Raw genomic sequence first — 24,542 nt, forward strand, 5'->3', positions numbered from 1 at the left:
ACCTAGTTATACATTATAACAAAATTGAACTTGAAAAAATTCCCAAATTACAAACAAACAGAAGCAAAAGATTGCGGACCTACGTGTATAAAAATCATAGCAAAATACTATGGTAAAACCATTAACACGCAACAATTAAGAAAACTCAGTGAAACCACTAGAGAAGGCAGTAGTCTTCTTGGTTTAAGTGAAGCTGTTGAGTCTATTGGTTTTAAATCTTTAGGAATTAAATTAGCCTTTAGTAAACTTAAAGAAGCACCTCTTCCTTGCATTATTCATTGGAATAAAAACCATTATGTAGTTCTTTACAAAATAAAGAAAGATACCGTTTATATATCTGACCCAGCACACGGATTGATTACTTTCAACAAAGAGGAGTTCATACAACATTGGATTGGCAACAATGCTGATGAAAATACAGAAGAAGGAATCGCTTTACTTGTTGAACCAACTCCTAAATTTTACCAAGAAGAATTTGAAGAGGATGAAAAGTTTGGTTTTTCATTCATTTTCAAATACCTATTCAAGTATAAAAAATTTATCGTTCAATTAATCATTGGACTTCTTGCGGGTAGTTTATTACAATTAATACTGCCTTTTTTAACACAAAGTATCGTTGATGTAGGGATTAAAAACCAAGATCTAAACTTTGTGTATTTGATATTATTCGCTCAATTATTCTTATTCATAGGAAAAGCTTCCCTAGAAATTATTCGAAGCTGGATTTTATTACACCTAAGTACTCGGATTAATATTTCGTTAATATCAGACTTCTTTATCAAATTAATGAAGTTACCCATCTCCTACTTCGATGTACGAATGACAGGAGATTTATTACAAAGAATTAACGACCACAAACGTATTGAAAGAATTTTAACCACCTCTTCGTTAACGGTATTGTTCTCTTTTTTCAACCTTATCATATTTAGTTTAGTCTTAGCCTATTATAGCCTTCAAATTTTTGGGGTATTTGTACTAGGTAGTGTACTCTATTTTGGATGGGTGTTGTTCTTCTTTAAAAAACGAAAAGAATTAGACTACAAGCGTTTCTCACAAGTAAGTCAAGAACAAAGTAAAGTAATTGAACTTATCAACGGAATGCAAGAAATAAAGCTTCATAATGCTGAAAGACGTATGCGTTGGAATTGGGAATATGTACAAGCTCGTTTATTTAAAGTAGCCACCAAAAGCCTTGCGTTAGAGCAAACTCAAAGTGTAGGGTCTAACTTTATTAACGAACTTAAAAACATGTTTATTACCGTATTATCTGCCAAGCTGGTTATTGAGGGACAAATTACGCTAGGGATGATGATGGCCATTAGCTACATCGTTGGGCAGTTAAACGGACCGATTACACAGCTAATTAATTTTATGAGAGATATACAAGATGCTCAAATCTCTTTAGATCGACTTGGTGAAATACATAACATGGAAGACGAAGAAAAACCTGGTGATGAAAAAGTAACAAACATTCCTGAAAACGCTTCTATAAAATTAAACAATATTTCATTTAGATATACAGGGGGATTAGAACCTGTCTTAAAAAATTTATCTCTTGAAATACCAGCTAATAAAACCACAGCGATTGTGGGGGTTAGTGGAAGCGGTAAAAGTACACTAATGAAGTTGTTACTCGGTTTTTATCAGGTAGATGAAGGAGATATTATGATTAACAATTTTAACCTCAAAAACATCTCGCAAAGAGAATGGAGGCGAAATTGTGGAGTCGTAATGCAAGAAGGATATATTTTTAATGACTCTATTGCTAAAAACATTGCTGTAGGTGAAGATTTCGTTGATAAAGAAAAATTAGCTCATGCTATTGATGTAGCCAATATTGATGATTACATTGAAGGATTACCTCTCGGATACAATACTAAAATTGGTAGTGAAGGTAACGGACTCAGTACCGGTCAAAAACAACGATTGTTAATAGCAAGATCTGTTTATAAAAACCCAAAGTTCTTATTCTTCGATGAAGCTACCAGCGCATTAGATGCCAATAACGAAAAAGTGATTATGGAAAAATTGAATACCTTTTTTGCGAATAAAACAGCCGTGGTTATAGCACACCGATTAAGTACAGTAAAAAATGCACATCAAATCGTGGTATTGGATAAAGGAAAAATAATTGAAAAAGGAACACACGAAGAACTCATTAAACTAAAAGGAAATTATTATCATCTAGTTAAAAACCAACTAGATTTAGGTAAATAAAAACATTCTATCGCGAAGAATAGACACAAACCTTGAGTGTCTTTAAACGGTTCAAGGATTAATTAAATTTCTAAATTTTTTAATCATGAAAAAATCAATTTTAGACTTAGGAAAAGTCATTAGTAAAGCAGAACTACAACAAATTAATGGAAGTGTTGCTGTTAAAGCAAGTTTCGATTGCTATTGTAATGGTAAGTACGTAGGTAAAGCATCTAGTATTTCAGAATGTTGGAACATGTGTCCTAGTCAAATACAATAATCAAAAAACAATATCATGAAAAAAGCAATTTTAAAACTAGGAAAAGCTTTAAACAAACTAGAACAACAAGAGATTAGCGGCGGAAAAATAAAACCTGTTGCGTGTCTTAGAAATTCAGATTGTGATCACGAGGAATTATTTGGTTGTTGTATGTCTGGAGACTGTTGGTATGTTCTTTTTGGATGTGAATTAGACATCAATAGTTTAAAATAATACATAATCAATTATTTAAACTATTTAATTATGAAAAAAACAATTTTAAAACTAGGAAAAACTTTAAACAAAATCGAACAACAACAAATCAATGGAGGAGCAGTATGCTGGATGCATGGATTTCCTTGTTGTGGAAGATGTAATTATATTACTGGTACCTGCTCTGAACCTTGTGAGCCATTATAATTGGTAATGTAATTTTCCAAAGAGGTAACTATAATACAAACTTCTTAGTATTTAACTTAATAAATTTTAAACATGAAAAAATCAATTTTAAACTTAGGAAAAAACTTAAATAAAATAAAACAAAAATCAATCAATGGTGGAGGAACTCAATCATGCCCTCCTATTGACTGTTACTATGGCAGTCCTGACACAGAGTTATTTGGTGGAGGTGTCTATTGCGGTAGTTGTAGTGACTACAACAACCTTCCTCCTAGCTGTCAAAGCAAAGTTAGAGTTGGACATTATTGCTTCGGTATGTAATTAAAAAAATAAGAAAATGAAAAAATCAATTTCAAAACTAGGAAATACTTTAAACAAAATTGAACAACAACAAATCAATGGAGGGTATTTTATTCCTGTAGGTGATTCAGATGGTGAGTGTGATCAAGAATCACAATCAAAAATTAGGTGTTATCATGGGAGTAACAGAAATTGCGATATGGATGCTATATGTAATAACCAAGGTTACTGTGAATGTGCCGTCTAAAAACAAAATAACATGAAAAAATCAATTTTAAAACTAGGAAATACTTTAAACAAAATCGAACAACAACAAATCAACGGTGGAGGCGGATTTCTATTCCACAAATGCTTTGATTATTTCTTTTGTGCTTTTGACTGCCAAGAGGGTGATGCTTGTGCTGTTCCAAATGGAAGAGGAGGAGTCAACAGAGGAGTTATAAAAAACGGACAGTGTTGCGTGTAAAAAAATAATTATAACAAACTACAGAGAGAAAGTTTAACCTACTTTCTCTCTGTTAAAACATTTTAAAGACTTAATGCCAAACAATTCTAACATAGAAATTAGAAGTGAAGAAGTACAAGAAATCTTAACACATGTACCCAATTGGATGATTCGTTGGGGAAATACCTTACTTCTTTGTCTCATTGTAATACTGTTATTTATTTCATGGTTCGTAAAGTATCCTGATGTAATTTCTACCGAAGTAATGGTTACTACCGCTACGCCTCCTGAAAAAATATATGCAAAATCCACAGGACAATTCGAAACCTTTTTAACTAGCGAAGGCAAAAGTGTTTCTGAAGGAGACATTTTAGCAGTTATTGAAAACAGTGCTTCCTATAAAGACGTATTACTACTTAAAAGTATTGTAGACACTATTAAATTTAATCAACAAAATTTCTCTTTTCCTATTGACGAAGTGCCTCCTTTAATTTTGGGAGATATCACTGCCAGCTACTCGCAGTTTGAAAACGACTATTCCGAGTATGTTTTAAATGAGCAATTAACTCCGTTTAAATCTGAAAATTTTGCGAACCAAATGTCTGTCTTAGAAGCTAAAAGTAGATTGCAAATTTTATTATCGCAAAAAGAACTGAACTCAAAAGAACTCGAATACAAACAAAAAGATTTAGAGCGTAGTAGAAAAATGTTTGAACAAGGTGTTATTTCTGCTAAAGAAAAAGATCAAAGAGAAATAGAATATTTACAAGCCAAACGCGCTTATAAAACCTTAGAATCTTCCATCTCACAAATAAGAGAATTAATTAATAACTCTGCAAAAAACTTAGAAGGAACCTCTATTAAAAAAACACAACAAGATACCCGATTAAAAAAGAAAGCGATTCAATCTTTGTTATATCTTAAAAAAGCAATTAAAGATTGGGAAAAACAATACGCCTTAACTTCTTCTATTAACGGAAAAGTATCTTTTCTTTCTTTTTGGAACAAAAACCAAACTGTGAATATGGGCGACTTAATTTTTACCATTATTCCTGATAAAGGAAACTCTTTTATAGGAAAAATCGAAGCACCTGCCGCTAACTCTGGGAAAATAAAGAAAGGACAAAAAGTGCAAATCAAACTATTAAACTATCCTTCTGATGAATTCGGTGAATTAAATGGAACCGTAAAATCTATTTCGTTAATTCCTAATGAAGAAGGGAATTATCTAGTTGATGTACAACTACCACAAGACTTAAAAACAACCTATAACAAAACCATTCCTTTCAGACAGGAAATGAAGGGAGCAGCAGACATTGTTACTGAAGATTTACGTTTGATAGAACGTTTTTTCTATCAACTTAAAAATATTATTAAATAAAAAATTCTTTCGCGAAGAATAGACACAAACCTTGAGTGTCTTTAAACAGTTCAAGGGTTAATTAATTTTTTAAATTTTTTAATCATGAAAAAATCAATTTTAAACTTAGGTAAAGCTTTAAATAAAACTTCCCAAAAACAAATTAATGGTGGTTATCCTGCAATTCCTGATGAACAAAAATGTAAAGATTATTGTTTGTACGAACGTTTTGATGGAGTCTTTTATTTAGGCTGTTGCTCTTATTAGAGCTGAGTAAAGGATTCTCTTAAACCTCCTTAATAGGTAGAGGGAATTTTTCCCTATATCTTAATCTCAAAATACAATACAAAGTATGTGAGTTGGTATCCAGTTAACTTTAACCCAGAACACCTATGCCTATATAATTTAAAATAAAGGTAATATAACAATCCTTCACTTTCTTACCAAAATGAAAGGACCAGCAGACATTGTAACTGAAGATTTACGTTTGATAGAACGTTTTTTCTATCAACTTAAAAATAGTATTAAATAAAAAATTCTTTCGCGAAGAATAGACACAAACCTTGAGTGTCTTTAAACTGTTCAAGGGTTAATTAATTTTTAAATTTTTTAATCATGAAAAAATCAATTTTAGACTTAGGAAAAACTTTAAATAAAGCATATCAAAAACAAATCAACGGAGGAGATATGCAAGCTACCTGTGAAGATTTGGGATGGAACGAATATACATGTCCTTATGCAACCTCTCAACAGCGAGCATCCGAAGGTTACAGAAGATGTTGTTAATGTAAAACTTTGAGAAATGAAGAGGTAAAAAGGGATATAAGAAAAATACTTTTGCAAAGGTTCTAATTGAAAGTATGCAGAAATGGTATCGTACTAATTTACGACAATGCATTTTATTCTTTTGAAATTTCTAAAAACTATGTGTGAGGAGAAATTCTAATTCTCCTCACTTTAAACAAATTGAATCGTACATTATTTGTTATTAAACAAATCAAAACCGACATAGAAATTAGAACTAAAGAGGTTCTAGAAACCTTATCCCATATACCAATTAGCTAATTCATTGAGACAACATCATGCTTATTTGTCATGCTATATTGCTGTATTCATAAAATGCAATGATTTAATTTTTCTACTGTAGTGATAATTATCAACACTACGACTAGTGAAAAAATCTAAGTAAAAATAAGAAGGATAATTCCAAACCTTTTTCATAAAGAAAGACGATAGTGTTTCTGAAAGAGATGTTCTAGCTGCTATTGAAAACAATGCTTCCTGTAAGGATACATTATTACTTAAAATTATTGGAAAAAACTATTAAGATTAAATCGACAAAAGACTCAAAACAACCTATAACAAAACCATTCCTTTCAGACAAGAGATGAAAGGAACAGAAGACATCCTAACTGAAGATTTACGCTTGATAGAACGTTTTTTCTATCAACTTAAAAATAGTATTAAATAAAAAAATCTCTCGCGAAGATATAGACACAAACCTTGAGTGTCTTTAAACGGTTCAAGGATTAATCAAATTTTTAAATTTTTAATCATGAAAAAATCAATTTTAAACTTAGGAAGAACTTTAAACAAGATTGACCAAAAACAAATTAACGGAGGTAGCTATAGAACGCAAGAAGAGTGTCTTGCCGCAGGTTGTTTTTGGGGGTTAGACGCTTACACAAACAAGTGGAGGTGTGTTTGTCCACTATTCTAAATATAAAAGAAAATAAAAAACTCTTTTAACCTAATAAATAACATTGTAAAACAAAAACCTTGAGTATCTTTTAAAAGGTTCAAGGATTAATTAAATTTTTAATCATGAAGAAATCAATTTTAATTTTAGGAAAAGTTTTAAACAAAAAAGAACTAAGAAAAATAAACGGGAAACTTGGAAATACTTGTGATGGTCCTGAAAAATACTACGTAAACAATTGTAGAGAATGTATAAATACTATTCTACCAGGAGCTCCAACATTCTGCTTCAACAATTGCTGTGTCATGGCATACTAATTAGTTTCTTTACTCTCGTAGTAAGTATTGAATAAAAAGTAAAAATTCTTTCGCGAAGAATAGACAACAAGCCTTGAGTGTCTTTAAACGGTTCAAGGATTAATTAAATTTTTAAATTATGAAAAAATCAATTTTAAACTTAGGTAAGACTTTAAGTAGAAACGAACAACAAGAAATTAAAGGAAAAGGTCACATAACGACTCGATGTAGTAAAATACAAGATGAAGCAACGTGTGTTGAAAATCACTGTTTTTGGGGCAAGAACAGTAGTGGTGGTGATTGGTATTGTTCATACCCAGGACTGCCTCCTTTATAATTGAAAGAACTTAGTAGGAAATATTTCCTGTATTATTTTTATTTTCCCCCTGTGAACTAGCATTTTAGTCTTATTTACTATTAAATATTTTTAAAAAAGTAAAAGCACTAATAGGCATTGAGTTTCCTAGGGATTAAACAACTTTAAATTTTTAATGATGAAAAAATCAATTTTAAACTTAGGTAAAGCTATAAGCAAATCTAAACAAAAACAAATTAGTGGTGGAAATGATGCTCCAATGGGTGACTGTTATGAACCAGGAAGCTACCCTCTTATTCTAATTGGTCATGCTCCTTGTGACGGAGTAAGTACATGTCCAGGTGGAGGATTACCCTTTTGTTTTGCTACGTTCTAATTCAATTAAGAGCCGTAGAGGACTCACCCTTCTATTTTAATTAAAGATCAAAACATTTTTATCTTTATTAGAAAAAGAAAATGGTATTAGTTAAACTAATATTATAAGACCGTTGCAGGAATAACATTCTGGTTATTATTGTAATAAAAAACGATTTCCTTTTGTGAAAAACGATTTTAAACATAAAAATAATTAGATTTTTATCTTTTTTGTAAAAAATACAAAAGCGCAGATAAACTATGCTTTTCAACCCTGCAACGGTCTTACTACTATAAAACTAAATTATTTCTTTCACACTCGAAAGGAAAGGAATAGTAAACATTATAACTAAAAATTCACGTTTAATAAAATACTTTTCTATCAAACTAAAAATATAATCAAATAAAAAATTCTTTCGCGAAGAATAGACACAAGCCTTGAGTGTCTTTAAACGGTTCAAGGATTAATTAAATTTTTAAATTTTTAATCATGAAAAATCAAATTTTAAAATTAGGTAAAGTTCTAAACAAAACTGAGAGACAAAAAATTAATGGAGGCAGGGAAGTAAACTGTATTCACTATGCTATCTGTCCACCATATAACGAAGTTTCATGCATCATTATAGCAGGGAGGTGTTACTACAATGGATAAAATCTATAAAAGATAAATTTTAAGTTTAGAAAAATTTATTAGTAAAACTGCCATAATTTCGTATACATAAAAATATAGTAATCATTGTTCTTTTATGTACTAGATTGCATCGCTTTTGATACTTTACCTATTAATTGAGTATAAGAATCATCTATAAAATACTAATAAATGAGTGTTATGATTTATAATTTATTAAACAAAAATTAACTTTAAATCATGTAACGTTTCTAACAAAATAGAATTGTTTGTAAATCTTCACTTAAAATATGTAAAAACTTGTAGCTATAACAACCAAAATTTTAAGATTCCTTCTAAAAACAAAAAGAAGCTATTGATATAGCTACAAGATGATTGCGTTTGATAGATTCTTTTTCTGTCAACTTAAAAAATAGTATTCAATATAAAATTCTTTCACGAAGAATAGACACAAACCTTGAGTGTCTTTAAACGGTTCAAGGATTTATTAAATTTTTAATCATGAAAAATCAAATTTTTAACTTAGGGAAAGTACTCAATAAAAAAGAACTAAAAAAAATTAAAGGAAGTGTTGGTTTTGGTGAGTTCGGATGTAATACAGATTTAGATTGTGATTCGTATAGACTAAGATGTTGTCATGGGGTTTGCTTAAGCTTTGACTCTCAATACGACGCTTTCTGCAATATTGTTTAAACACTAGAATCAATTAAAACTTATAATAAAAAGAAGAATTTGTAAAAGAACATCTAAAAAATTCTTTCGCGAAGAGTGGACATGAACCTTGAGTGTCTTTAAACTGTTCAAGGATTAATTAATTTTTAATTTTCTAATTATGAAAAAATCAATTTTAAACTTAGGGAAAACCTTAAACAAAGTTGAACAAAAACGAGTACAAGGAGGTATGGTAATACTTAGATGCTCTTCTGGAAATTGCTATTCAGACAATTGGGTCTCTGGTGGCACTTCTGAAGGTGATACATGTGCTGTATTATTTGGCTACGGAGATTACTGTCGAGGTGTAATTAATAATAATGAATGCTGCATCAATTAAAATTAATAAAATTATGAAAAATCAAATTTTTAACTTAGGTAAAATTCTTAGTAAACCTGAACAAAAAAAAGTAAATGGAGGTAATGATGAACCCAACTCTAGAGGTTGCTACGAGCAGCCTGTTGCCGATGTGGAATGTATAAGCCCATGGGTGTACGTTTCTGGTTGCGGTTTTACTTGCATGATTGCTCCTACATGGCCTTAATTCTAAAGAACTAAGGTATACTAGAATAAAAATGAATTTGAATAAATAAAAAACGATACGTGATATGAGTCAAATAGTATCTGTTATTTGAATGTATTTACATTCTTACTTGAAACTAATTCATTTTTAAAATGGCATTCTCTAATGTTTTATCAAAAAACAGACACAAACCTTGAGTGTCTTTAAACTGTTCAAGGATTAATTAATTTTTAATTTTTTTAATCATGAAAAAATCAATTCTAAACTTAGGTAAAGCTTTAAATAAAACTTCCCAAAAACAAATTAATGGTGGAGCTAATTATGGTGGTGGCTGCTATCAAAAATCTGTTCATATATGTTGCCAGTACTATTCTTGGGGAGAGTTTTGTGATGCAGGTAAGTGTGGTACGTTCGGTTGTTTTTGGTATTAACCTTAAAAATTTTTAATCATGAAAAAATCAATTTTAAACTTGGGTAAAGCTTTAAACAAAACTTCCCAAAAACAAATTAATGGAGGGATTAACTATGGTGGTGAGTGCTACCAACTGCTTGATAATACATGCTGTCAATATTACTCTTGGGGAGAATTTTGTGATACTGGACGGTGTCGTGGAGACGGTTGTCATTTTTATTAATCTCAAATTTTTAGTCATGAAAAATCAATTTTAAACGTAGGAAAAGCTTTAAATAAAGCTGAACAAAGAAAAGTAAATGGAGGTCTTGACCCTTATTTATGCACCCTTAACGACCCTTGTTTTATTTATGATAGTGGGGGTATATGCACAGATGTGTGTATGCACGATCCAGATGGACAATAACAGTAAGAATTAAATATCTGCTTTTAAGTTAATTTTGAAGCTGGCTTTAAAATTACGACTTGTTTTTTAAGCTTTAATTATCAACAATATGTGTTTTTAAATATTAGAGTATAAGAAACGACAAAGTATACATGAAAACTGAGAGTTTCCTTAAAACTGTATGTAAAAAATTCTTTCGCGAAGAATAGACACAAACCTTGAGTGTCTTTAAACTGTTCAAGGATTAATTAAATTTTTAAATTTTTAATCATGAAAAAATCAATTTTAAACTTAGGTAAGGCTTTAAACAAAGCGGAACAAGAAAACATTAATGGAGGATGGGTATATGCCCCAGGAGATGGCAAAAGTTGTGACTTTTGGGGGTGGTGTGAAAACGAATTTGGTAGATGTCACTACTGCGGAGTTTGATGCGGTTTAATTAACATTGGCATGAGAATATATAAATTATTCTCATGCCATTAACTCTTTAAAAAGCGATTAAAATTGGCAATAAACTCCCCCAATGCTAGCATACTGGTTATTCAAAAAAATTATTTACTATTTTCGACACTAGTCTCTAAAAATTAAACATTTGACTATCTCCCTTCGGTTAAAAATCATAGGAGGATACTCACAAGAAGATTTTGAATATTCTAAATACTCATGTGTTACAATATTTAGGCAACAAACATGTTGTGAGCCTGAACATTAAACTTATTTATTGAAAATACCGTAAAACTACCTTAAGTTTAAGGTAGTTTTTTTCTTTTATCTTTTTTCTATCATTAAAAAAGAACTAAATTAGCAGGCTTGCTAAAAGCGTAATTTTGGCAGTATCACTATTTATTAATTATATAAAGAAGAAGAATTATGAGTCCGAATGATGACAGAAAAATTAGAGAAAAATTACAACAAAAAACATGGAATGAGATAAAAACAAACGATTCTTGGGCCATTTTTAAAATTATGTCTGAGTTTGTAGAAGGGTATGAAAAATTAAGTAAAATAGGACCTTGTGTTTCTATTTTTGGTTCTGCTCGTACAAAAACCAACCATACCTATTATAAATTAGCAGAAGAAGTAGCTTTTAAACTAACCCAAAGTGGTTTTGGCGTAATTACAGGTGGTGGCCCGGGTATTATGGAGGCAGGTAATAAAGGCGCACACCGTGGCAAAGGAACTTCTGTAGGACTCAATATAGAACTTCCTTTTGAACAACACGATAACCCTTGGATTGATAGTGATAAAAATCTAAATTTTGATTACTTCTTTGTTCGTAAAGTAATGTTTGTGAAGTATTCTCAAGGTTTTGTTGTCATGCCAGGTGGCTTTGGTACCATGGATGAGCTTTTCGAAGCAATTACCTTGATTCAAACAAATAAAATTGGCCGCTTCCCCATCGTACTGGTTGGCAAAAAGTTTTGGGCAGGATTACTAGATTGGATTAAAAACACCTTGCTAGAAGAAGGTAATATTAGTGAAAAAGACTTGAATTTATTTAGAGTTGTAGACACTGCCGACGAAGCTGTTGAACACTTTAATAAATTTTATGCCAAATATCAACTTAAACCAAATTTCTAGAATAATTTTGTATAAAAGCTTATTGAGAATTCAATAAGCTTTTTTTATTTTCAAATGGTTTAAAACAATTACTTTTATAAAATTATGATTTTTAAAAGTTACTCTTGAATAAACGCTAAAATATGTTTCTAATATTGAGACAAAAAATATATTTTTTGATAGTTTTTACGCTATGTTGTTACACCATTACAGCACAAGAAAACGCTATAAAAATAAAAGCTAAGTTGAACTCAGAGAGCGACTTAATTCAAATTTTACAAACCACGACTTTTCACAACCACTCCTCTGTTAATTTAAACACCATTTATTTGCATAACTGGGCAAACAGTTTTAAGAATCATAACACACCTCTAGCAAAACGCTTTATTGAAGATTACAAAAAAAACTTTTACTTCTCTAAAGAAAAAGACAGAGGCTATGGCAAGATTAAAAATTTAACCGTTAACTTTCAAAATGTTTCGTTTAGTGAATTAAAAAACCAACAAGACATTGTAAAAATAACTCTTAACGCTCCCTTAAAACCAAAAGATAGCATCGTTATTCGTTCGACTTATGATGTTAAAATACCTAATGCAAAATACACAGGCTACGGTAAAACAAATACAGGATATCACTTACGCTTTTGGCACCTAACCCCTGCCATTTATGATGAAGAATGGCAACTAATGAGTAATTTAAACTTAGACGACCTATACCAGTCTCTTTCTAAATACAACATATCTATTGATGTTCCTAAAAAATATTATATAGAAAGCAACCTATATCAATACAAAACCGATAACGGTGATTATAATAATTACTACTTGGTAGGCACTCAAAAAAAAGACATTATAGTACATATTAGCACTGAAAAAACATTCAAATCTTTTAAAATAAAAGATAAAGAAATAAAAACCGATGCTTACCCAAGAAAAGTTTCGAATCAAGAAATAACTAAAATTATTGACAGACAAATACAGTTTATAGAAGATTTTATTGGAAAACACCCTCATCCAGAAATTCTTGTAGATTCGCGTACCGTTAGAAAAAACTCATTACACGAAATTTATGGTATTCCAAGTTGGTTAAAACCATTTCCCAAAAACTTTAGATGGGAAACAGGCTTTTTCTATGCTCTTACACAAAAATATTTTGATGATGTAATTATTCAAAATCCAAGAAAAGATTATTGGTTATCTGATGGATTACAAACATTCTTAATGATTGAATATGTAAAAAAATATTATCCTAATATTACAATTTTAGGCAAATACTCTAACTACTGGCCTATAAAAACCTATAATATTTCACAATTAAAACAAAACGATAAATATGCACTTGTGTATCAGTTTAGCTCTCGTAAATTCTTCGACCAGCCATTAACAACCTCAAGTGACTCCTTATCTAACTTTAACAGAAAAGTTGTTAGTAAATACAAGGCAGGTTTAGGAATAAAATATTTAGCTGATTTTTTAGGTAATGATATTGTAATAAACGCTGTAAAAGAATTTTATGCCCAAAATCAATTAAAACCATCAAACAGTAAAGACTTTGCTAAAATTCTTCAAAGTAAAACTTCTAAAAATTTACAATGGTTTTTCGGAGATTATCTAACTACCAACAAAAAAATTGACCACACAATACAAAAAGTATCTTACACTAAAAATAAAGATTCTTTGCAAGTAACTATTAAAAATAGAAGAAACTTTACAGCACCTGCTGCTTTATATGGAATACAAAAGAAAACCGTTAAATTTAAGACTTGGGTTACGAACATCGATTCTACTAAAACCATAAAAATAAAGAGAGGAGACTTTAATAAACTAGCGCTAAACTATGAAAACAATTATCCGGAGTTCAACTCTTTAGACAACTTTAGAAATGTTAACAATAGCATTATAAGCAAACCTCTTCAATTTCGATTTTTTAAAGATTTTGAAAACCCTTATTACAATCAGTTGTTTTATTATCCTGATATAAAATACAATTTATACGACGGGCTAATTCTTGGAGTTAATATCAACAACCGTTCTATCGTTAATCATAATTTTGATTTTAGCATTACCCCCAACTACAGTCTTAAAAGTAAAAATTTAACTGGTTCTTTTTCAGTAGGGTATAATCAATTTTTAAAAGAATCAAAACTCTATAAAATACGATACGGTATTTCTGGAAGCAACTATCATTACGCACCAGAATTGGGCTACAATACCTTAAGTCCGTACATTAGTTTTCAGCTTAGAAGAAAAACTCTGCGCCATATAGGGTCTAAATTCCTAATCGCCCGTATGGTAAGTGTTCATAAAGAAATTGCACAAAATCAAATCAAAAGCGACCGAGACAATTACAATATTTTTAACCTTCGTTATATTAACAATACGTTTGATGCCGTACGAAGAATTAGGTATGCTGCCAATCTAGAAATAAACTCCAATTTCAGTAAAATATCGACGGATATTCGTTACAGAAAATTTTTTACTACAAACGAAAGTTTTCAAATCCGATTTTTTGGCGGACTCTTTTTATCTAATGAAACTGAAGGAGATTACTTTAGTTTCGGATTAAATCGTGGAAGCGACTACCTCTTTGAACAAAATTTATTTGGAAGATCAGAAAATGAAGGTATTTTTAGTCAGCAATTTGTGATAGGACAAGGAGGCTTCAAATCTAAATTTAGCCAACCTCATTTTGCAAATCAACTCATAACTTCTTTAAACACGAGTGTAAGTGTATGGAAATGGGCAGAAATTTATAACGACGTTGCTATGTTAAAAAACAAAAGTACTGCCCCTAAGTTCTTTTATGAAAATGGTATTCGGCTAAATTTTCTTCCAGAAATTTTTGAGTTTTACTTTCCAGTATACACAAACGAAGGATTTGAGGTTAGTAAAAAAGCATATGCTTCAAAAATTAGGTTTATTATCTCTACAGATATAGATAGAATTTATAATTTTATTAGAAGAGGAATATTATAGATACTTCAATAATCCCTTATTTTTTTATCTTTTATTGAAAAATATGCAATAAAAATTCGTATTTTTAAATTTCAACTAAAAAACTTATCTTTGTAACCATACCTAAATTAAACGATTATGATGCAAAGTACCGATATAGCTAATACTCAAGAACTTTCTTTTCAAGATTTCAAAAATGAAGTTTTAAACGATTACAAAACTGCTCGTATTAGTAGAGAATGTAGTTTATTAGGAAGAAGAGAAGTGTTAACAGGTAAAGCTAAATTTGGAATTTTTGGAGATGGTAAAGAAGTACCTCAATTGGCGATGGCTAAAGCTTTTCAAAATGGTGATTTCAGGTCAGGTTACTACCGCGATCAAACGTTTATGATGGCAATAGGCGAATTAACTGCGCAACAGTTTTTTGCTGGTTTGTATGCACATACAGATATTGAAATTGAACCCATGTCGGCAGGAAGGCAAATGGGAGGGCATTTTGCAACCCACTCTTTAGATGAAAATGGAAAATGGAAAAACTTAACAGCACAAAAAAACTCCTCTGCTGATATTTCTCCAACGGCAGGTCAAATGCCTCGCTTATTAGGATTGGCACAAGCATCGAAAATATATCGAAATGTTAAAGGTTTAGAAAATCACACAAACTTTTCAATCAACGGAAATGAGGTAGCTTGGGGTACTATTGGCAATGCTAGTACCAGTGAAGGCTTGTTTTTTGAAACAATTAACGCCGCTGGAGTTTTGCAAGTGCCCATGATTATGAATGTTTGGGATGATGAATATGGTATTTCAGTTCACGCACGCCATCAAACAACTAAAGAAAGTATTTCAGAAATCTTGAAAGGATTCCAACGCGAAAACAAAACCAATGGGTATGAAATTTTTGTGGTTAATGGTTGGGATTACGTTCAGTTAATAGACACTTATAATAAAGCTTCTCGAATAGCAAGAGAACAACACATACCTGTATTAATTCATGTAAAAGAGTTAACACAACCGCAAGGACACTCTACCTCAGGTTCACACGAGCGTTACAAATCAACAGAACGTTTACAATGGGAACAAGAATTTGATTGTATTGCGCAAATGCGCAAGTGGATTTTAGAGTTTGAACTTGAAAATGAACATGGAGAAACGCTGAGGTTTGTTGACTCAGAAGAAGAGTTAATGACTATTGAAAAAGAGGCTAAAAAAGAGGTAAGCCAAGCAAAACGAGATGCTTGGAGTGCTTATACCAATGAAATAAAAGCAGAAGTTTCCAAAGCCACTGCATTACTAGAGGCTGTAGCGCAAAAAAGCAATAATGGGTCTTTTATTACAAAATATAAAAATGATTTAGCTTCCATAGCTGAACCCATAAGAAAGGACGTTCTAATTGCCGTTCGCAAGAGCTTACGCTACCTAAAAGATGAAGATTTTACTGAAAAAAAAGCACTTCAAAACTTCATCAAATCTTCTATTGATAAAGCAGCCATAAAATATTCTGCTCATTTATTAAGTGAAGACGAATTGGCTGTACAAAATGTTGCCGCCGAAGCCCCAACATACGCTTCTGAAAAGAAAATGGTAGATGCACGTATTGTAATGCGTGATAACTTCGAGGCTATTTTAACAAAGCATCCAGAAGTATTAATTTTTGGGGAAGATGCCGGATATATTGGTGATGTAAATCAAGGATTGGAAGGCTTACAAGAAAAATTTGGTGCACTACGTGTTTCAGATACTGGAATTCGTGAAGCTACCATTGTAGGTCAAGGTATTGGTATGGCAATGCGTGGTTTACGTCCAATTGCTGAAATTCAATATTTAGACTATTTACTATATGCTTTGCAAATTATGAGTGACGATTTAGCCACACTTCGCTACCGTACTTTTGGAAAGCAAAAAGCACCGTTGATTATCCGTACACGTGGTCATCGTTTAGAAGGAATTTGGCACTCTGGTTCGCCAATGGGCGGAATTATAAACAATGTAAGAGGAATTCATGTTTTAGTTCCTCGTAACATGACCAAAGCTGCTGGATTTTACAATGCCTTACTAGAAGGTGATGACCCTGCCTTGGTAGTAGAATGCTTAAATGGATACCGCTTAAAAGAGGAACTACCAACAAACTTAGGTGAGTTTAAAACACCAATTGGTGTTGTTGAAACCATTAAAGAAGGAAGCGATATTACTGTTGTTTCTTATGGCTCTACGTTACGTATTGTTGAAGAAGCTGCGAAAGATTTAGCCCAAGTTGGTATCGACGTAGAAATTATAGATGCACAAAGTTTGTTACCTTTTGATGTTAATCACGATACTGTAAAATCTCTAGCAAAAACAAACCGTTTATTGGTGGTTGATGAAGATGTTCCTGGTGGGGCTTCAGCGTATTTATTACAGGAAATTATTGAAAACCAAAATGGCTATGTACATTTAGACAGCAAGCCTCAAACCCTAACAGCAAAAGCCCACAGACCTGCTTATGGTACCGATGGAGACTATTTTTCTAAACCATCTGCAGAAGATGTTTTTGAAAAAGTATACGAAATTATGCACGAAGCAAAACCAACTAAATTTAAGAGTTTGTATTAGATAGTAGTTTATTTAATTTTTTCTTTTACACCACAAAAAAATTATTTGTGGTGTGCACAGCCATTAGTTCTGAAAAAAACTTTCTTCAAAGTTCGGTATTAGCTGCCAAGCTCCAACTGATTTTTTACTAAGTTATAATATTCTCCTCTTTTTTCGGTTAACTCTTTGTGTTTTCCCAATTCAACTATTTTTCCCTTTTTCAAAACAATTATATTATCTGCATTCTTCACAGTAGATAATCTGTGAGCAATAATAACAACAGTTTTACCTATAAAAAATTCTTGAAGGTTGTTATGTATTATTTTTTCATTTTCTGCATCCAATGCACTTGTTGCTTCATCTAAAAAGATATAGTCTGGGTTTTTATAAATAGCTCTTGCTATTAAGATTCGTTGCTTTTGTCCTCCGCTTAGTTGTAGACCAGAATTACCTATTTTAGTATTAAATCCCATTGGCAAGTATTTAATAAACTCATAAGCACTAGATATTTCACAAGCTTTTTTTAACCTATCAAAATCTACTTCACCATCAGACAATGCTATGTTATCTGCAACTGTTCCACTAAAAATATTTCCATCTTGCATAACAATTCCACATTGCTGTCTCCAAGTTGAAGGAATAATAGTATTCATATCAATACCATCAATTGAAATGGCATTACGTTCAGTTTCATAAAAAGACAACAGTAATTTTAGCAGAGTAGTTTTCCCACTTCCGCTAGCACCGACAATAGCTGTAACTGTGTTTTTCTCTATTTTAAAACTAATATTTTCAAGAATTGTTGGGCTAAACTTACCTGGGTATTTAAACGAAAGGTTCTGTATATTGATATTTGAAACTTTTCTGGTAGAAAAATCAATGTTTCTGTCCTTATTTTCTTCCTTTGTGGTATAAATATCATTAATTCTATCGTTTGATAATTTTGCATCTTGTGTATCCTTAATAAAGCTAATAATATTATTCATAGGCCCAGTGAGTTGACCTATCACATACGATATACTTATTAAAGCTCCTAAAGTTATTTGACCTTGAATAATAAAATAAGCACAAACCCCAATAGCCACAATCTCTTTGATCTTGGTTAATACATTAACACCTATTAACTGATAGGTATTCAGGTATAGTGAACGTAATTCTATATCGTTTAACTTATCCTGAATATTAGTTATTTTGTTTATAATGTTATTTTGAGCATTGTTTATTTTTATTTCAGGCATATTCATAATAAATTCATAAATATGATTACTATTTTCAGATTTTTTCAAAAACATCGCATACTCTAAGATTGCTCTCCTTTTTAAAAATAAGAAAACCCAAACAAATGAAATTACGCTTAAAATAAAATATGATAAAAAGACTGTTGTATTATAATATAATAAAATACTTCCAAAAATTAAGATATTTAGAGCACTGATTATTAACTCTGGACCTTTCCAAGTCATATACGTTTGAATCCTATTTTGATCATTAATTCTTTGTAACGTTTCAGTATTCAATCGAGTATCAAAGTAATTAATAGGTAATTTAATAAGCTTCAATAATAAATTTTCTTTTAAATCAACACTTAATGAAAAATTAAATTTTGTTAAAATCAATCTACTAAAAAAATCAGAGACAAAGTATGACAAGAATAAAACTACCTGAGACATTAAAAAAAAGTACACGATATTCATACTCTTAGACATAACTCCCTCATCAATTATTTTCTGAAAAACAAATGGAATAGCCCAGTTAGCTACAAGGCTAATAATTAATAAACTAAGTGCTAGAATATACTTTAGTCGGTTTTTTAATAAAAACTTTTTTATATATTTAATAATTGGGCTAGAAAAAGATTTTAAAACATTTTCATTCCTATTTATATCTAACGCATCAAAACTCTCGGTTGGCTGTAATACAATAGCAATCCCTTTTTCATTGATACCTTTCCATTCATTTTCAAAGGTTTCTTTATCTAATTTAACTTTTCCATAGGCAGGATCGGCTAAATGAAAAGTTAAAGTTTCATTGCTCTCTATTGCTCTATCAAATACTAAAAAATGCTCTTGTTTCCAATATAGAATTGTAGGGTAAGGAATAGTAGCCAATTCTTCTGAACTCACTTTTAAAACAGTAGCAGACAATCCTAATCTTTCTGAGGTATCGACAATATCATTTATAGAAACACCATTCCTAGTAAACTCAAAATATCCTTTTATATCATTTAAACTGGCCTTTTTATCAAAGTAATTAACAATCATGCACAAACAAGCAGCGGCACAATCTGTACTTGTCAGTTGATAAAAAAATGGAAGTTTTTTAACCTTTCTATTAGGCGGTTTTAAGTATGTCTGTAACCTTAGCATAAATAACTTTATCTTTTTGAGTTTCATCAAATGCATATACACAATATCCTTCTTCATTATCAAGGTTTTCCATAGCATGTTGACTACATCCTCCATTGCAAAGAGGCATTATTCTACAGCTTAAACAAGGCTTGTTATGAAGCTTTGACTTCATTCTCTTTTCAACGTATCCATCATCCCATATCAATTCTCCTTCACTATCTATAAAACCATTTCTACTTTCTGAGCTAAAATCTCTAGCAGTACATTTATATAAGTCTCCATTGTAGTTAATTACTGCGCTATTTCTTTTATCAGCATAACAAGAATTAATTACATTATTTGCAGAGAAAGTTCCAGTTACATTAAAACCTTTTGCTTTAATAATTTCCATGTTTTCGTTTAAAACAGTGTCTAAATCATCTACTGCATCATCTTGCCAAACTCTATGATAATCTACAATTAAATTTCTCTTTATATACTTCAAGTCAACATCAGAAAAATCGTCAATAATTTTAAACGTATCTTTTAAGTTTTCACTTGTATAATTTATACGAAGACGCACGTGAAAGCCGTTTCTTATTAACAGTTTTATATTGTTTACAATTTCAAAATAGGATCCTTTTGTTTTAGACACAAATCGTACTTTGTCATGCTCTTCTCTATAACCATCAAGAGTAATTTGTAAATTACATGTAAGATCTTTACTGTGAAAATAGTCTACAAAATCTTGATTCACTAAATATCCGTTTGATGTGAAATTTATGCCAAATTCTTTACCAAACGCTTTGCTTTCTGCTGCTAAATGATCGATAATAGGAATAACGTTTCTTTTAAAATACAACAAAGGTTCTCCTCCAAAAAATCCAACATGAAAATATTTTATAAACTCATCTTGAAGTTTTTTCGTAATAAACTTATTTACTTTAATCACCATACTACTCTTTAAACGAGAAGCTTTTATATGATCTTCATAACAATACCAACATTTAAAGTTACAATTCATTGTTGGATTAATAGTTAACTGAAACATAGAAGTTTGTTCGTCTACCTTTCTCGCAACCTCTCTTACTTTATCGACTTCATCTACATTATTATCTACTAAAAACTTATTCTCTGAAAGATATTTATAAAAGGCCGGATGTATATGCTCTAATTCATCTATTCCTTCACGCTTACCTGCTGTAAGAAGTTCTTTCAAATCATTTTCTAAAAAAATAACTTTATCTTCGAATGCATTGTATAATGCAAACTGATTATTATAAGGGATTATTGAATTAAATTGACTGTATTTCATAATTTACGAGTTTATAAATTGATATTGTTTTTCTAATCAATATTTTGCTTTAATAAAACAATTATTAAATAGTTAAAAATAAAGACCAAAGCTCATCTCTGATATAGGGATATTTCTGAAAATTTCTAAAATGATTAGCTTTTTAAGAAATTGATCTCTTTTGATTTTTTATATTTTTTCTATCAAATTATATTTGATGATAATAATTTAATATTCTAAAGAGGTATTTTAATGTCTCTTTATTTAATCTAATTTGCTCTTTACAACACCTAGCCAGTAAATTACCAATTAGTTACACTACAACTTCTAGTTAAGTTAATATATCCAATGAAGCAGTACTTATCCCTTTTGTTACTGAGAGCACTAGTGAAATCCCACCTTCTAAAGAGTCATTTGAAATTTCTAATCTTTCAAATTTTCCTAATTCCAATTTCTTATTATTAATAATTAATTTTTTTACTTTAATATGAAGATATGCCGAAACATATCTTCATAATTTTTAACATCGTATTTATTAAGCACTTATTTCTTTACTACCACCACATCCTGCAACTAAATTACATCCAGAATTTGTAGAACCACAGTTTTTAGCTAAGTTGATATCTAGCTCAATATTACTAATTCCTCCAGTCGCAGATAATGCTTGTGAAAACCCACCTTCTAAAGAGTCATTTGAAATTTCTAATCTTTCAAATTTTGCTAAATCAAATTTTTTATTATTCATAATTAAAATTTTTACTTTAATATGAAGATATGCCGAAACATATCTTCATAACTTTTAACATCCTATTTATTAAGCACTTATTTCTTTACTACCACCACATCCTGCAACTAAATTACATCCAGAATTTGTAGAACCACAGTTTCTAGCTAAGTTGATGTCTAACTCAATGTTACTAATTCCTCCAGTAGCAGATAATGCTTGTGAAAACCCTCCTTTTAAAGAGTCATTTGAAGTTTCTAACTTTTCAAATTTTGTTAAATCAAATTGTTTTTTCATGATTAAAATTTTTATTAATTAAATTAATTTTAAGAAGTATACCTCTTTTCTTTTGTTGCAACTTTAGCTTACAATTATTTTATACTGCGCATTATAAAGCAATCACAAACTATTTTTTATATATTCTTATGTTCTATTTTTTTCATCTTTATTTCCCAATTTTCTATTTGTTCTTCTAACCTTTTTATTACCAAAATTGTAGTTAATGGAAAATTTCACGTATTGCGTATCATAATAACCTTTATATATGGCCTCTATTTGATTTCTAGTACTCTTGTTGTTGAAATTATATTCTCTTAAAATATTGTTTGCGTTTAACGACATTTGAAGATTATTATTCACATTATACTTGACAAATGCATTTAATATATACTGCTCATAATTATATATTAACTCCTTAGATGTATTTGGAAAACGATACGAAAAATCAAACCCTATAGTAGTTTTGTTATTTTTATCTATTGAAAAATGATTAGTTGTTTTAAGAATTCCTACAACTCCATTCACAGATTTTGGCGTTAATGGGTAAATTTTTGAAGTTGACTCATTGTAATAAATATGAAAGGTATTTAAACTTTGCCACCACTTCTTTTTATTATATAAGTAATTTACCCATAATCCAACATCATAACTATCAAAATAATTCAATCTAGTTATAGATTGTGTTAAATTATCTTCATCTAAAACCGCAACTTGTCCTGAACCATTTTTTGTTTGTGAAAAATAAATTTCTGTATTTAAAAAGTTTTTGTACAAATGACTTAAACCAATGTTTGTTAATAAAACAGGTTGCAAATTGGGGTTTCCTTCTGAATACGAAAACGGACTTGTATATATTCTAAAAGGATTTAAGGCATCAAATCTCGGTCTAAGAATTCTTTTTGAATAGTTTAAGGATAAATTATGAAGTTGGTTTGGTTTGTAGTTTATATATATAGAAGGAAAAAAATTCACATAATCATTTTTAACTTCACTTCCTAACATATTTTCTTTTGCGAATGTTTCTGTTCTTTCCATTCTCAATCCAGACTGAAAACTCCATTCTGAAAGCCCAAGACTACTACTCAATGAAGCGTATAATGCCTGAACATCTTCCTTGTAGTTAAAACTACTTTGTTGGTCGAAATTTACAACCCCTGTTATGAATACATGATTATTCGTTTCAGAGAATGACAGCTTACTTCCAAAGTTTAATGACACGTTTTTGAAAGGATATTCAACATCAATCTTTGAAGAAAAATTAGAAACATTTTGTAAAGAAGAGTTACTAATACTGCTTTCATCTCCACTTGGACTAAAAAAAGAGTTTACTACACTTTTCTGATCTCTTTCGTAGTCGAAATAATCAAAATCTATATTGATAACTCTTTTGGGTGTTAAATTGATAACAGCATGAAAGTTTGCGGCATTAAACTGTTTGTCACCCTCTTCCTCCCCAATATTATTTACTTCAGTAACATTATTAGCCTGAGCTTTTTCTTGAATTCGAATATTACCATTATTTGTAGAGTTTGGCTCGCTAAAACTTCCTGTATACTGAGCTCCAACTAATAAATGAGAACTAATCCTATATTCCGAAGAGATATTTGTTGTTATATATTTAGTTTGATATTTATAATAGGTTTCTTGATTCCAAAAGTTATCTGGGTAAAAGATTTCATTTTTCTCTTCACCTCTGCTAAAACCATCAGCGCCAGCTACATTTGTAGAGAAAGAGAACTTCTTTTTATTATAATTAAATGCTCCATTATAGGAAGCTATACCATAGTACCCTTGACGGTATGCCCCCGTAATATTGCTATTCCAAAATTCTACTTCTTTTTTCTTAGTAAGAATATTTATTATAGCTATGTCCCCTTCTGCTTCATATTTAGCAGGCGGGTTTTGAATAAGTTCAATACTATCTATATCTGACGCTTTTAAGGATCTCAAAAAAGCTGTTAAAGAGCTTCCTGAAAGTTTTAAATCCCTTCCGTTAACCAAAACACGTACTCCATCTTTTCCTAATACTTGTATACTTTCTCCCTCTACAATGACACTTGGTGTAAAATTTAACAATTCTGTCATGTCTCCATTAGCCTTTCCTATTAAACTATTTTTCACGTCAAATATTAATCTGTCGGCCGATCTACTAAAAGTTCTATTAGATGTTTCTATTTGTACTTCATCTAACTTTGTACTATCTTCTAGTAAGTGAATAATCTCTTCTTTATCAGAGGTCAAATCCACGATTTTATTCCAAATCTTATACCCCAAAAAACTAACTTTTAGAGTATAAACTCCTGTTTTTACCTCTAACTTAAATTCACCCATATCGTTCGTTGTAACTCCTGCAATAATCTTTTTATTGTAATCAATTAGTACTGCATCAGCCAACTCAATAGGTTCATTGTTTGTATTTAATACTTTTCCAGTAAGAGTAACTTGAGAAAAACAAAAAATCTGAAGGCTTAAACAAAAAGCGGTAAAATATTTTTTCATTAATATTAAAATTTAAAAAAACGTATTGATATGATTATTAAGACTATTCA

Annotated in this window: 28 protein-coding genes; 23 read left to right on the top strand and 5 right to left on the bottom strand. The window is 30.5% G+C overall.

What is annotated here, in order from left to right; translation table 11 throughout:
• The first annotated feature begins 30 nt into the window (after nt 1-30).
• From P8625_RS06865 to P8625_RS06975, 23 genes are all read left to right on the top strand, one after another.
• Complete coding sequence (locus P8625_RS06865) at nt 31-2,217, top strand: peptidase domain-containing ABC transporter (protein ID WP_279652717.1); 2,187 nt, start codon at nt 31-33, stop codon at nt 2,215-2,217.
• A gap of 85 nt (nt 2,218-2,302) precedes the next feature.
• Nucleotides 2,303-2,476: a hypothetical protein gene (locus tag P8625_RS06870; RefSeq protein ID WP_279652718.1), complete on the top strand. Its 174-nt coding sequence runs from the start codon at nt 2,303-2,305 to the stop codon at nt 2,474-2,476.
• Between the two features lie 15 nt (nt 2,477-2,491).
• The gene (locus P8625_RS06875) at nt 2,492-2,689 is read left to right on the top strand and encodes a hypothetical protein (protein WP_279652719.1); all 198 of its coding nucleotides are present in this window, start codon (nt 2,492-2,494) and stop codon (nt 2,687-2,689) included.
• Between the two features lie 30 nt (nt 2,690-2,719).
• Complete coding sequence (locus P8625_RS06880) at nt 2,720-2,875, top strand: hypothetical protein (protein WP_279652720.1); 156 nt, start codon at nt 2,720-2,722, stop codon at nt 2,873-2,875.
• Between the two features lie 72 nt (nt 2,876-2,947).
• Complete coding sequence (locus tag P8625_RS06885; RefSeq protein WP_279652721.1) at nt 2,948-3,175, top strand: hypothetical protein; 228 nt, start codon at nt 2,948-2,950, stop codon at nt 3,173-3,175.
• Nucleotides 3,176-3,191: 16 nt separating this feature from the next.
• Nucleotides 3,192-3,401, top strand: a complete 210-nt coding sequence (locus P8625_RS06890; RefSeq protein WP_279652722.1) for a hypothetical protein — start codon at nt 3,192-3,194, stop codon at nt 3,399-3,401.
• A 12-nt stretch (nt 3,402-3,413) separates the two neighbouring features.
• Nucleotides 3,414-3,620: a hypothetical protein gene (locus P8625_RS06895; RefSeq protein ID WP_279652723.1), complete on the top strand. Its 207-nt coding sequence runs from the start codon at nt 3,414-3,416 to the stop codon at nt 3,618-3,620.
• A gap of 73 nt (nt 3,621-3,693) precedes the next feature.
• Nucleotides 3,694-4,980: an HlyD family secretion protein gene (locus tag P8625_RS06900; protein ID WP_279652724.1), complete on the top strand. Its 1,287-nt coding sequence runs from the start codon at nt 3,694-3,696 to the stop codon at nt 4,978-4,980.
• A gap of 84 nt (nt 4,981-5,064) precedes the next feature.
• Entirely contained in the window at nt 5,065-5,226 is a 162-nt protein-coding gene (locus P8625_RS06905) for a hypothetical protein (protein WP_279652725.1), read from the top strand.
• Nucleotides 5,227-5,574: 348 nt separating this feature from the next.
• Entirely contained in the window at nt 5,575-5,745 is a 171-nt protein-coding gene (locus tag P8625_RS06910; RefSeq protein WP_279652726.1) for a hypothetical protein, read from the top strand.
• A gap of 769 nt (nt 5,746-6,514) precedes the next feature.
• Complete coding sequence (locus P8625_RS06915) at nt 6,515-6,679, top strand: hypothetical protein (RefSeq protein WP_279652727.1); 165 nt, start codon at nt 6,515-6,517, stop codon at nt 6,677-6,679.
• A 104-nt stretch (nt 6,680-6,783) separates the two neighbouring features.
• Nucleotides 6,784-6,975 carry a hypothetical protein gene (locus tag P8625_RS06920; protein WP_279652728.1) on the top strand — a complete coding sequence of 64 codons (192 nt, stop codon included), beginning with the start codon at nt 6,784-6,786 and terminating at the stop codon, nt 6,973-6,975.
• 118 nt (nt 6,976-7,093) lie between these two features.
• Nucleotides 7,094-7,291: a hypothetical protein gene (locus tag P8625_RS06925; RefSeq protein ID WP_279652729.1), complete on the top strand. Its 198-nt coding sequence runs from the start codon at nt 7,094-7,096 to the stop codon at nt 7,289-7,291.
• Nucleotides 7,292-7,445: 154 nt separating this feature from the next.
• Nucleotides 7,446-7,646 (top strand): hypothetical protein, encoded by a 201-nt coding sequence (locus P8625_RS06930; protein WP_279652730.1) that lies wholly within the window; start codon nt 7,446-7,448, stop codon nt 7,644-7,646.
• Between the two features lie 1,107 nt (nt 7,647-8,753).
• Nucleotides 8,754-8,945 (top strand): hypothetical protein, encoded by a 192-nt coding sequence (locus P8625_RS06935; protein WP_279652731.1) that lies wholly within the window; start codon nt 8,754-8,756, stop codon nt 8,943-8,945.
• A gap of 139 nt (nt 8,946-9,084) precedes the next feature.
• Nucleotides 9,085-9,303 (top strand): hypothetical protein, encoded by a 219-nt coding sequence (locus P8625_RS06940; protein ID WP_279652732.1) that lies wholly within the window; start codon nt 9,085-9,087, stop codon nt 9,301-9,303.
• Nucleotides 9,304-9,316: 13 nt separating this feature from the next.
• Nucleotides 9,317-9,508: a hypothetical protein gene (locus P8625_RS06945; protein WP_279652733.1), complete on the top strand. Its 192-nt coding sequence runs from the start codon at nt 9,317-9,319 to the stop codon at nt 9,506-9,508.
• 224 nt (nt 9,509-9,732) lie between these two features.
• Complete coding sequence (locus P8625_RS06950) at nt 9,733-9,918, top strand: hypothetical protein (RefSeq protein WP_279652734.1); 186 nt, start codon at nt 9,733-9,735, stop codon at nt 9,916-9,918.
• An 18-nt stretch (nt 9,919-9,936) separates the two neighbouring features.
• Nucleotides 9,937-10,122 (top strand): hypothetical protein, encoded by a 186-nt coding sequence (locus tag P8625_RS06955; protein ID WP_279652735.1) that lies wholly within the window; start codon nt 9,937-9,939, stop codon nt 10,120-10,122.
• Nucleotides 10,123-10,554: 432 nt separating this feature from the next.
• Nucleotides 10,555-10,713, top strand: a complete 159-nt coding sequence (locus P8625_RS06960) for a hypothetical protein (protein ID WP_279652736.1) — start codon at nt 10,555-10,557, stop codon at nt 10,711-10,713.
• A gap of 441 nt (nt 10,714-11,154) precedes the next feature.
• Nucleotides 11,155-11,865 (top strand): LOG family protein, encoded by a 711-nt coding sequence (locus tag P8625_RS06965; protein ID WP_279652737.1) that lies wholly within the window; start codon nt 11,155-11,157, stop codon nt 11,863-11,865.
• A 155-nt stretch (nt 11,866-12,020) separates the two neighbouring features.
• The gene (locus tag P8625_RS06970; RefSeq protein WP_279652738.1) at nt 12,021-14,819 is read left to right on the top strand and encodes a gluzincin family metallopeptidase; all 2,799 of its coding nucleotides are present in this window, start codon (nt 12,021-12,023) and stop codon (nt 14,817-14,819) included.
• Between the two features lie 117 nt (nt 14,820-14,936).
• Complete coding sequence (locus tag P8625_RS06975; protein ID WP_279652739.1) at nt 14,937-17,390, top strand: alpha-ketoacid dehydrogenase subunit alpha/beta; 2,454 nt, start codon at nt 14,937-14,939, stop codon at nt 17,388-17,390.
• Between the two features lie 98 nt (nt 17,391-17,488).
• Here P8625_RS06975 and P8625_RS06980 read toward each other — a convergent pair whose 3' ends face one another.
• The 5 genes from P8625_RS06980 to P8625_RS07000 form a co-directional block, all read right to left on the bottom strand.
• On the bottom strand, nt 17,489-19,792 hold the full coding sequence (locus P8625_RS06980) for a peptidase domain-containing ABC transporter (protein WP_279652740.1): 2,304 nt from the start codon (nt 19,790-19,792) through the stop codon (nt 17,489-17,491).
• Complete coding sequence (locus P8625_RS06985) at nt 19,701-21,011, bottom strand: radical SAM/SPASM domain-containing protein (RefSeq protein ID WP_279652741.1); 1,311 nt, start codon at nt 21,009-21,011, stop codon at nt 19,701-19,703. Before P8625_RS06985 ends, P8625_RS06980 begins: the two co-directional genes overlap by 92 nt.
• A gap of 514 nt (nt 21,012-21,525) precedes the next feature.
• A complete protein-coding gene (locus tag P8625_RS06990) occupies nt 21,526-21,735 on the bottom strand; it encodes a hypothetical protein (RefSeq protein ID WP_279652742.1) in 210 nt (69 codons plus the stop codon).
• A gap of 69 nt (nt 21,736-21,804) precedes the next feature.
• The gene (locus tag P8625_RS06995; RefSeq protein ID WP_279652743.1) at nt 21,805-22,011 is read right to left on the bottom strand and encodes a hypothetical protein; all 207 of its coding nucleotides are present in this window, start codon (nt 22,009-22,011) and stop codon (nt 21,805-21,807) included.
• A 126-nt stretch (nt 22,012-22,137) separates the two neighbouring features.
• Nucleotides 22,138-24,492 (bottom strand): outer membrane beta-barrel family protein, encoded by a 2,355-nt coding sequence (locus P8625_RS07000; protein WP_279652744.1) that lies wholly within the window; start codon nt 24,490-24,492, stop codon nt 22,138-22,140.
• Nucleotides 24,493-24,542 lie beyond the last annotated feature (50 nt).

The organism is Tenacibaculum tangerinum (assembly GCF_029853675.1).
GTDB classification, from domain to species: Bacteria; Bacteroidota; Bacteroidia; order Flavobacteriales; family Flavobacteriaceae; genus Polaribacter; species Polaribacter tangerinum_A.

What these genes read in the sequence shown, in the direction of transcription:
- P8625_RS06870 (WP_279652718.1), top strand. Translation starts at nt 2,303, where the DNA reads ATGAAAAAATCAATTTTAGACTTAGGAAAAGTCATTAGTAAAGCAGAA.
- P8625_RS06895 (WP_279652723.1), top strand. Translation starts at nt 3,414, where the DNA reads ATGAAAAAATCAATTTTAAAACTAGGAAATACTTTAAACAAAATCGAA.
- P8625_RS07000 (WP_279652744.1), bottom strand. Translation starts at nt 24,492, where the DNA reads ATGAAAAAATATTTTACCGCTTTTTGTTTAAGCCTTCAGATTTTTTGT.
- P8625_RS06925 (WP_279652729.1), top strand. Translation starts at nt 7,094, where the DNA reads ATGAAAAAATCAATTTTAAACTTAGGTAAGACTTTAAGTAGAAACGAA.
- P8625_RS06995 (WP_279652743.1), bottom strand. Translation starts at nt 22,011, where the DNA reads ATGAAAAAACAATTTGATTTAACAAAATTTGAAAAGTTAGAAACTTCA.
- P8625_RS06910 (WP_279652726.1), top strand. Translation starts at nt 5,575, where the DNA reads ATGAAAAAATCAATTTTAGACTTAGGAAAAACTTTAAATAAAGCATAT.
- P8625_RS06955 (WP_279652735.1), top strand. Translation starts at nt 9,937, where the DNA reads ATGAAAAAATCAATTTTAAACTTGGGTAAAGCTTTAAACAAAACTTCC.
- P8625_RS06885 (WP_279652721.1), top strand. Translation starts at nt 2,948, where the DNA reads ATGAAAAAATCAATTTTAAACTTAGGAAAAAACTTAAATAAAATAAAA.
- P8625_RS06890 (WP_279652722.1), top strand. Translation starts at nt 3,192, where the DNA reads ATGAAAAAATCAATTTCAAAACTAGGAAATACTTTAAACAAAATTGAA.
- P8625_RS06940 (WP_279652732.1), top strand. Translation starts at nt 9,085, where the DNA reads ATGAAAAAATCAATTTTAAACTTAGGGAAAACCTTAAACAAAGTTGAA.
- P8625_RS06965 (WP_279652737.1), top strand. Translation starts at nt 11,155, where the DNA reads ATGAGTCCGAATGATGACAGAAAAATTAGAGAAAAATTACAACAAAAA.
- P8625_RS06930 (WP_279652730.1), top strand. Translation starts at nt 7,446, where the DNA reads ATGATGAAAAAATCAATTTTAAACTTAGGTAAAGCTATAAGCAAATCT.
- P8625_RS06915 (WP_279652727.1), top strand. Translation starts at nt 6,515, where the DNA reads ATGAAAAAATCAATTTTAAACTTAGGAAGAACTTTAAACAAGATTGAC.
- P8625_RS06985 (WP_279652741.1), bottom strand. Translation starts at nt 21,011, where the DNA reads ATGAAATACAGTCAATTTAATTCAATAATCCCTTATAATAATCAGTTT.
- P8625_RS06875 (WP_279652719.1), top strand. Translation starts at nt 2,492, where the DNA reads ATGAAAAAAGCAATTTTAAAACTAGGAAAAGCTTTAAACAAACTAGAA.
- P8625_RS06900 (WP_279652724.1), top strand. Translation starts at nt 3,694, where the DNA reads ATGCCAAACAATTCTAACATAGAAATTAGAAGTGAAGAAGTACAAGAA.
- P8625_RS06945 (WP_279652733.1), top strand. Translation starts at nt 9,317, where the DNA reads ATGAAAAATCAAATTTTTAACTTAGGTAAAATTCTTAGTAAACCTGAA.
- P8625_RS06980 (WP_279652740.1), bottom strand. Translation starts at nt 19,792, where the DNA reads ATGAAGAAGGATATTGTGTATATGCATTTGATGAAACTCAAAAAGATA.
- P8625_RS06905 (WP_279652725.1), top strand. Translation starts at nt 5,065, where the DNA reads ATGAAAAAATCAATTTTAAACTTAGGTAAAGCTTTAAATAAAACTTCC.
- P8625_RS06950 (WP_279652734.1), top strand. Translation starts at nt 9,733, where the DNA reads ATGAAAAAATCAATTCTAAACTTAGGTAAAGCTTTAAATAAAACTTCC.
- P8625_RS06935 (WP_279652731.1), top strand. Translation starts at nt 8,754, where the DNA reads ATGAAAAATCAAATTTTTAACTTAGGGAAAGTACTCAATAAAAAAGAA.
- P8625_RS06990 (WP_279652742.1), bottom strand. Translation starts at nt 21,735, where the DNA reads ATGAATAATAAAAAATTTGATTTAGCAAAATTTGAAAGATTAGAAATT.
- P8625_RS06880 (WP_279652720.1), top strand. Translation starts at nt 2,720, where the DNA reads ATGAAAAAAACAATTTTAAAACTAGGAAAAACTTTAAACAAAATCGAA.
- P8625_RS06920 (WP_279652728.1), top strand. Translation starts at nt 6,784, where the DNA reads ATGAAGAAATCAATTTTAATTTTAGGAAAAGTTTTAAACAAAAAAGAA.
- P8625_RS06960 (WP_279652736.1), top strand. Translation starts at nt 10,555, where the DNA reads ATGAAAAAATCAATTTTAAACTTAGGTAAGGCTTTAAACAAAGCGGAA.
- P8625_RS06975 (WP_279652739.1), top strand. Translation starts at nt 14,937, where the DNA reads ATGATGCAAAGTACCGATATAGCTAATACTCAAGAACTTTCTTTTCAA.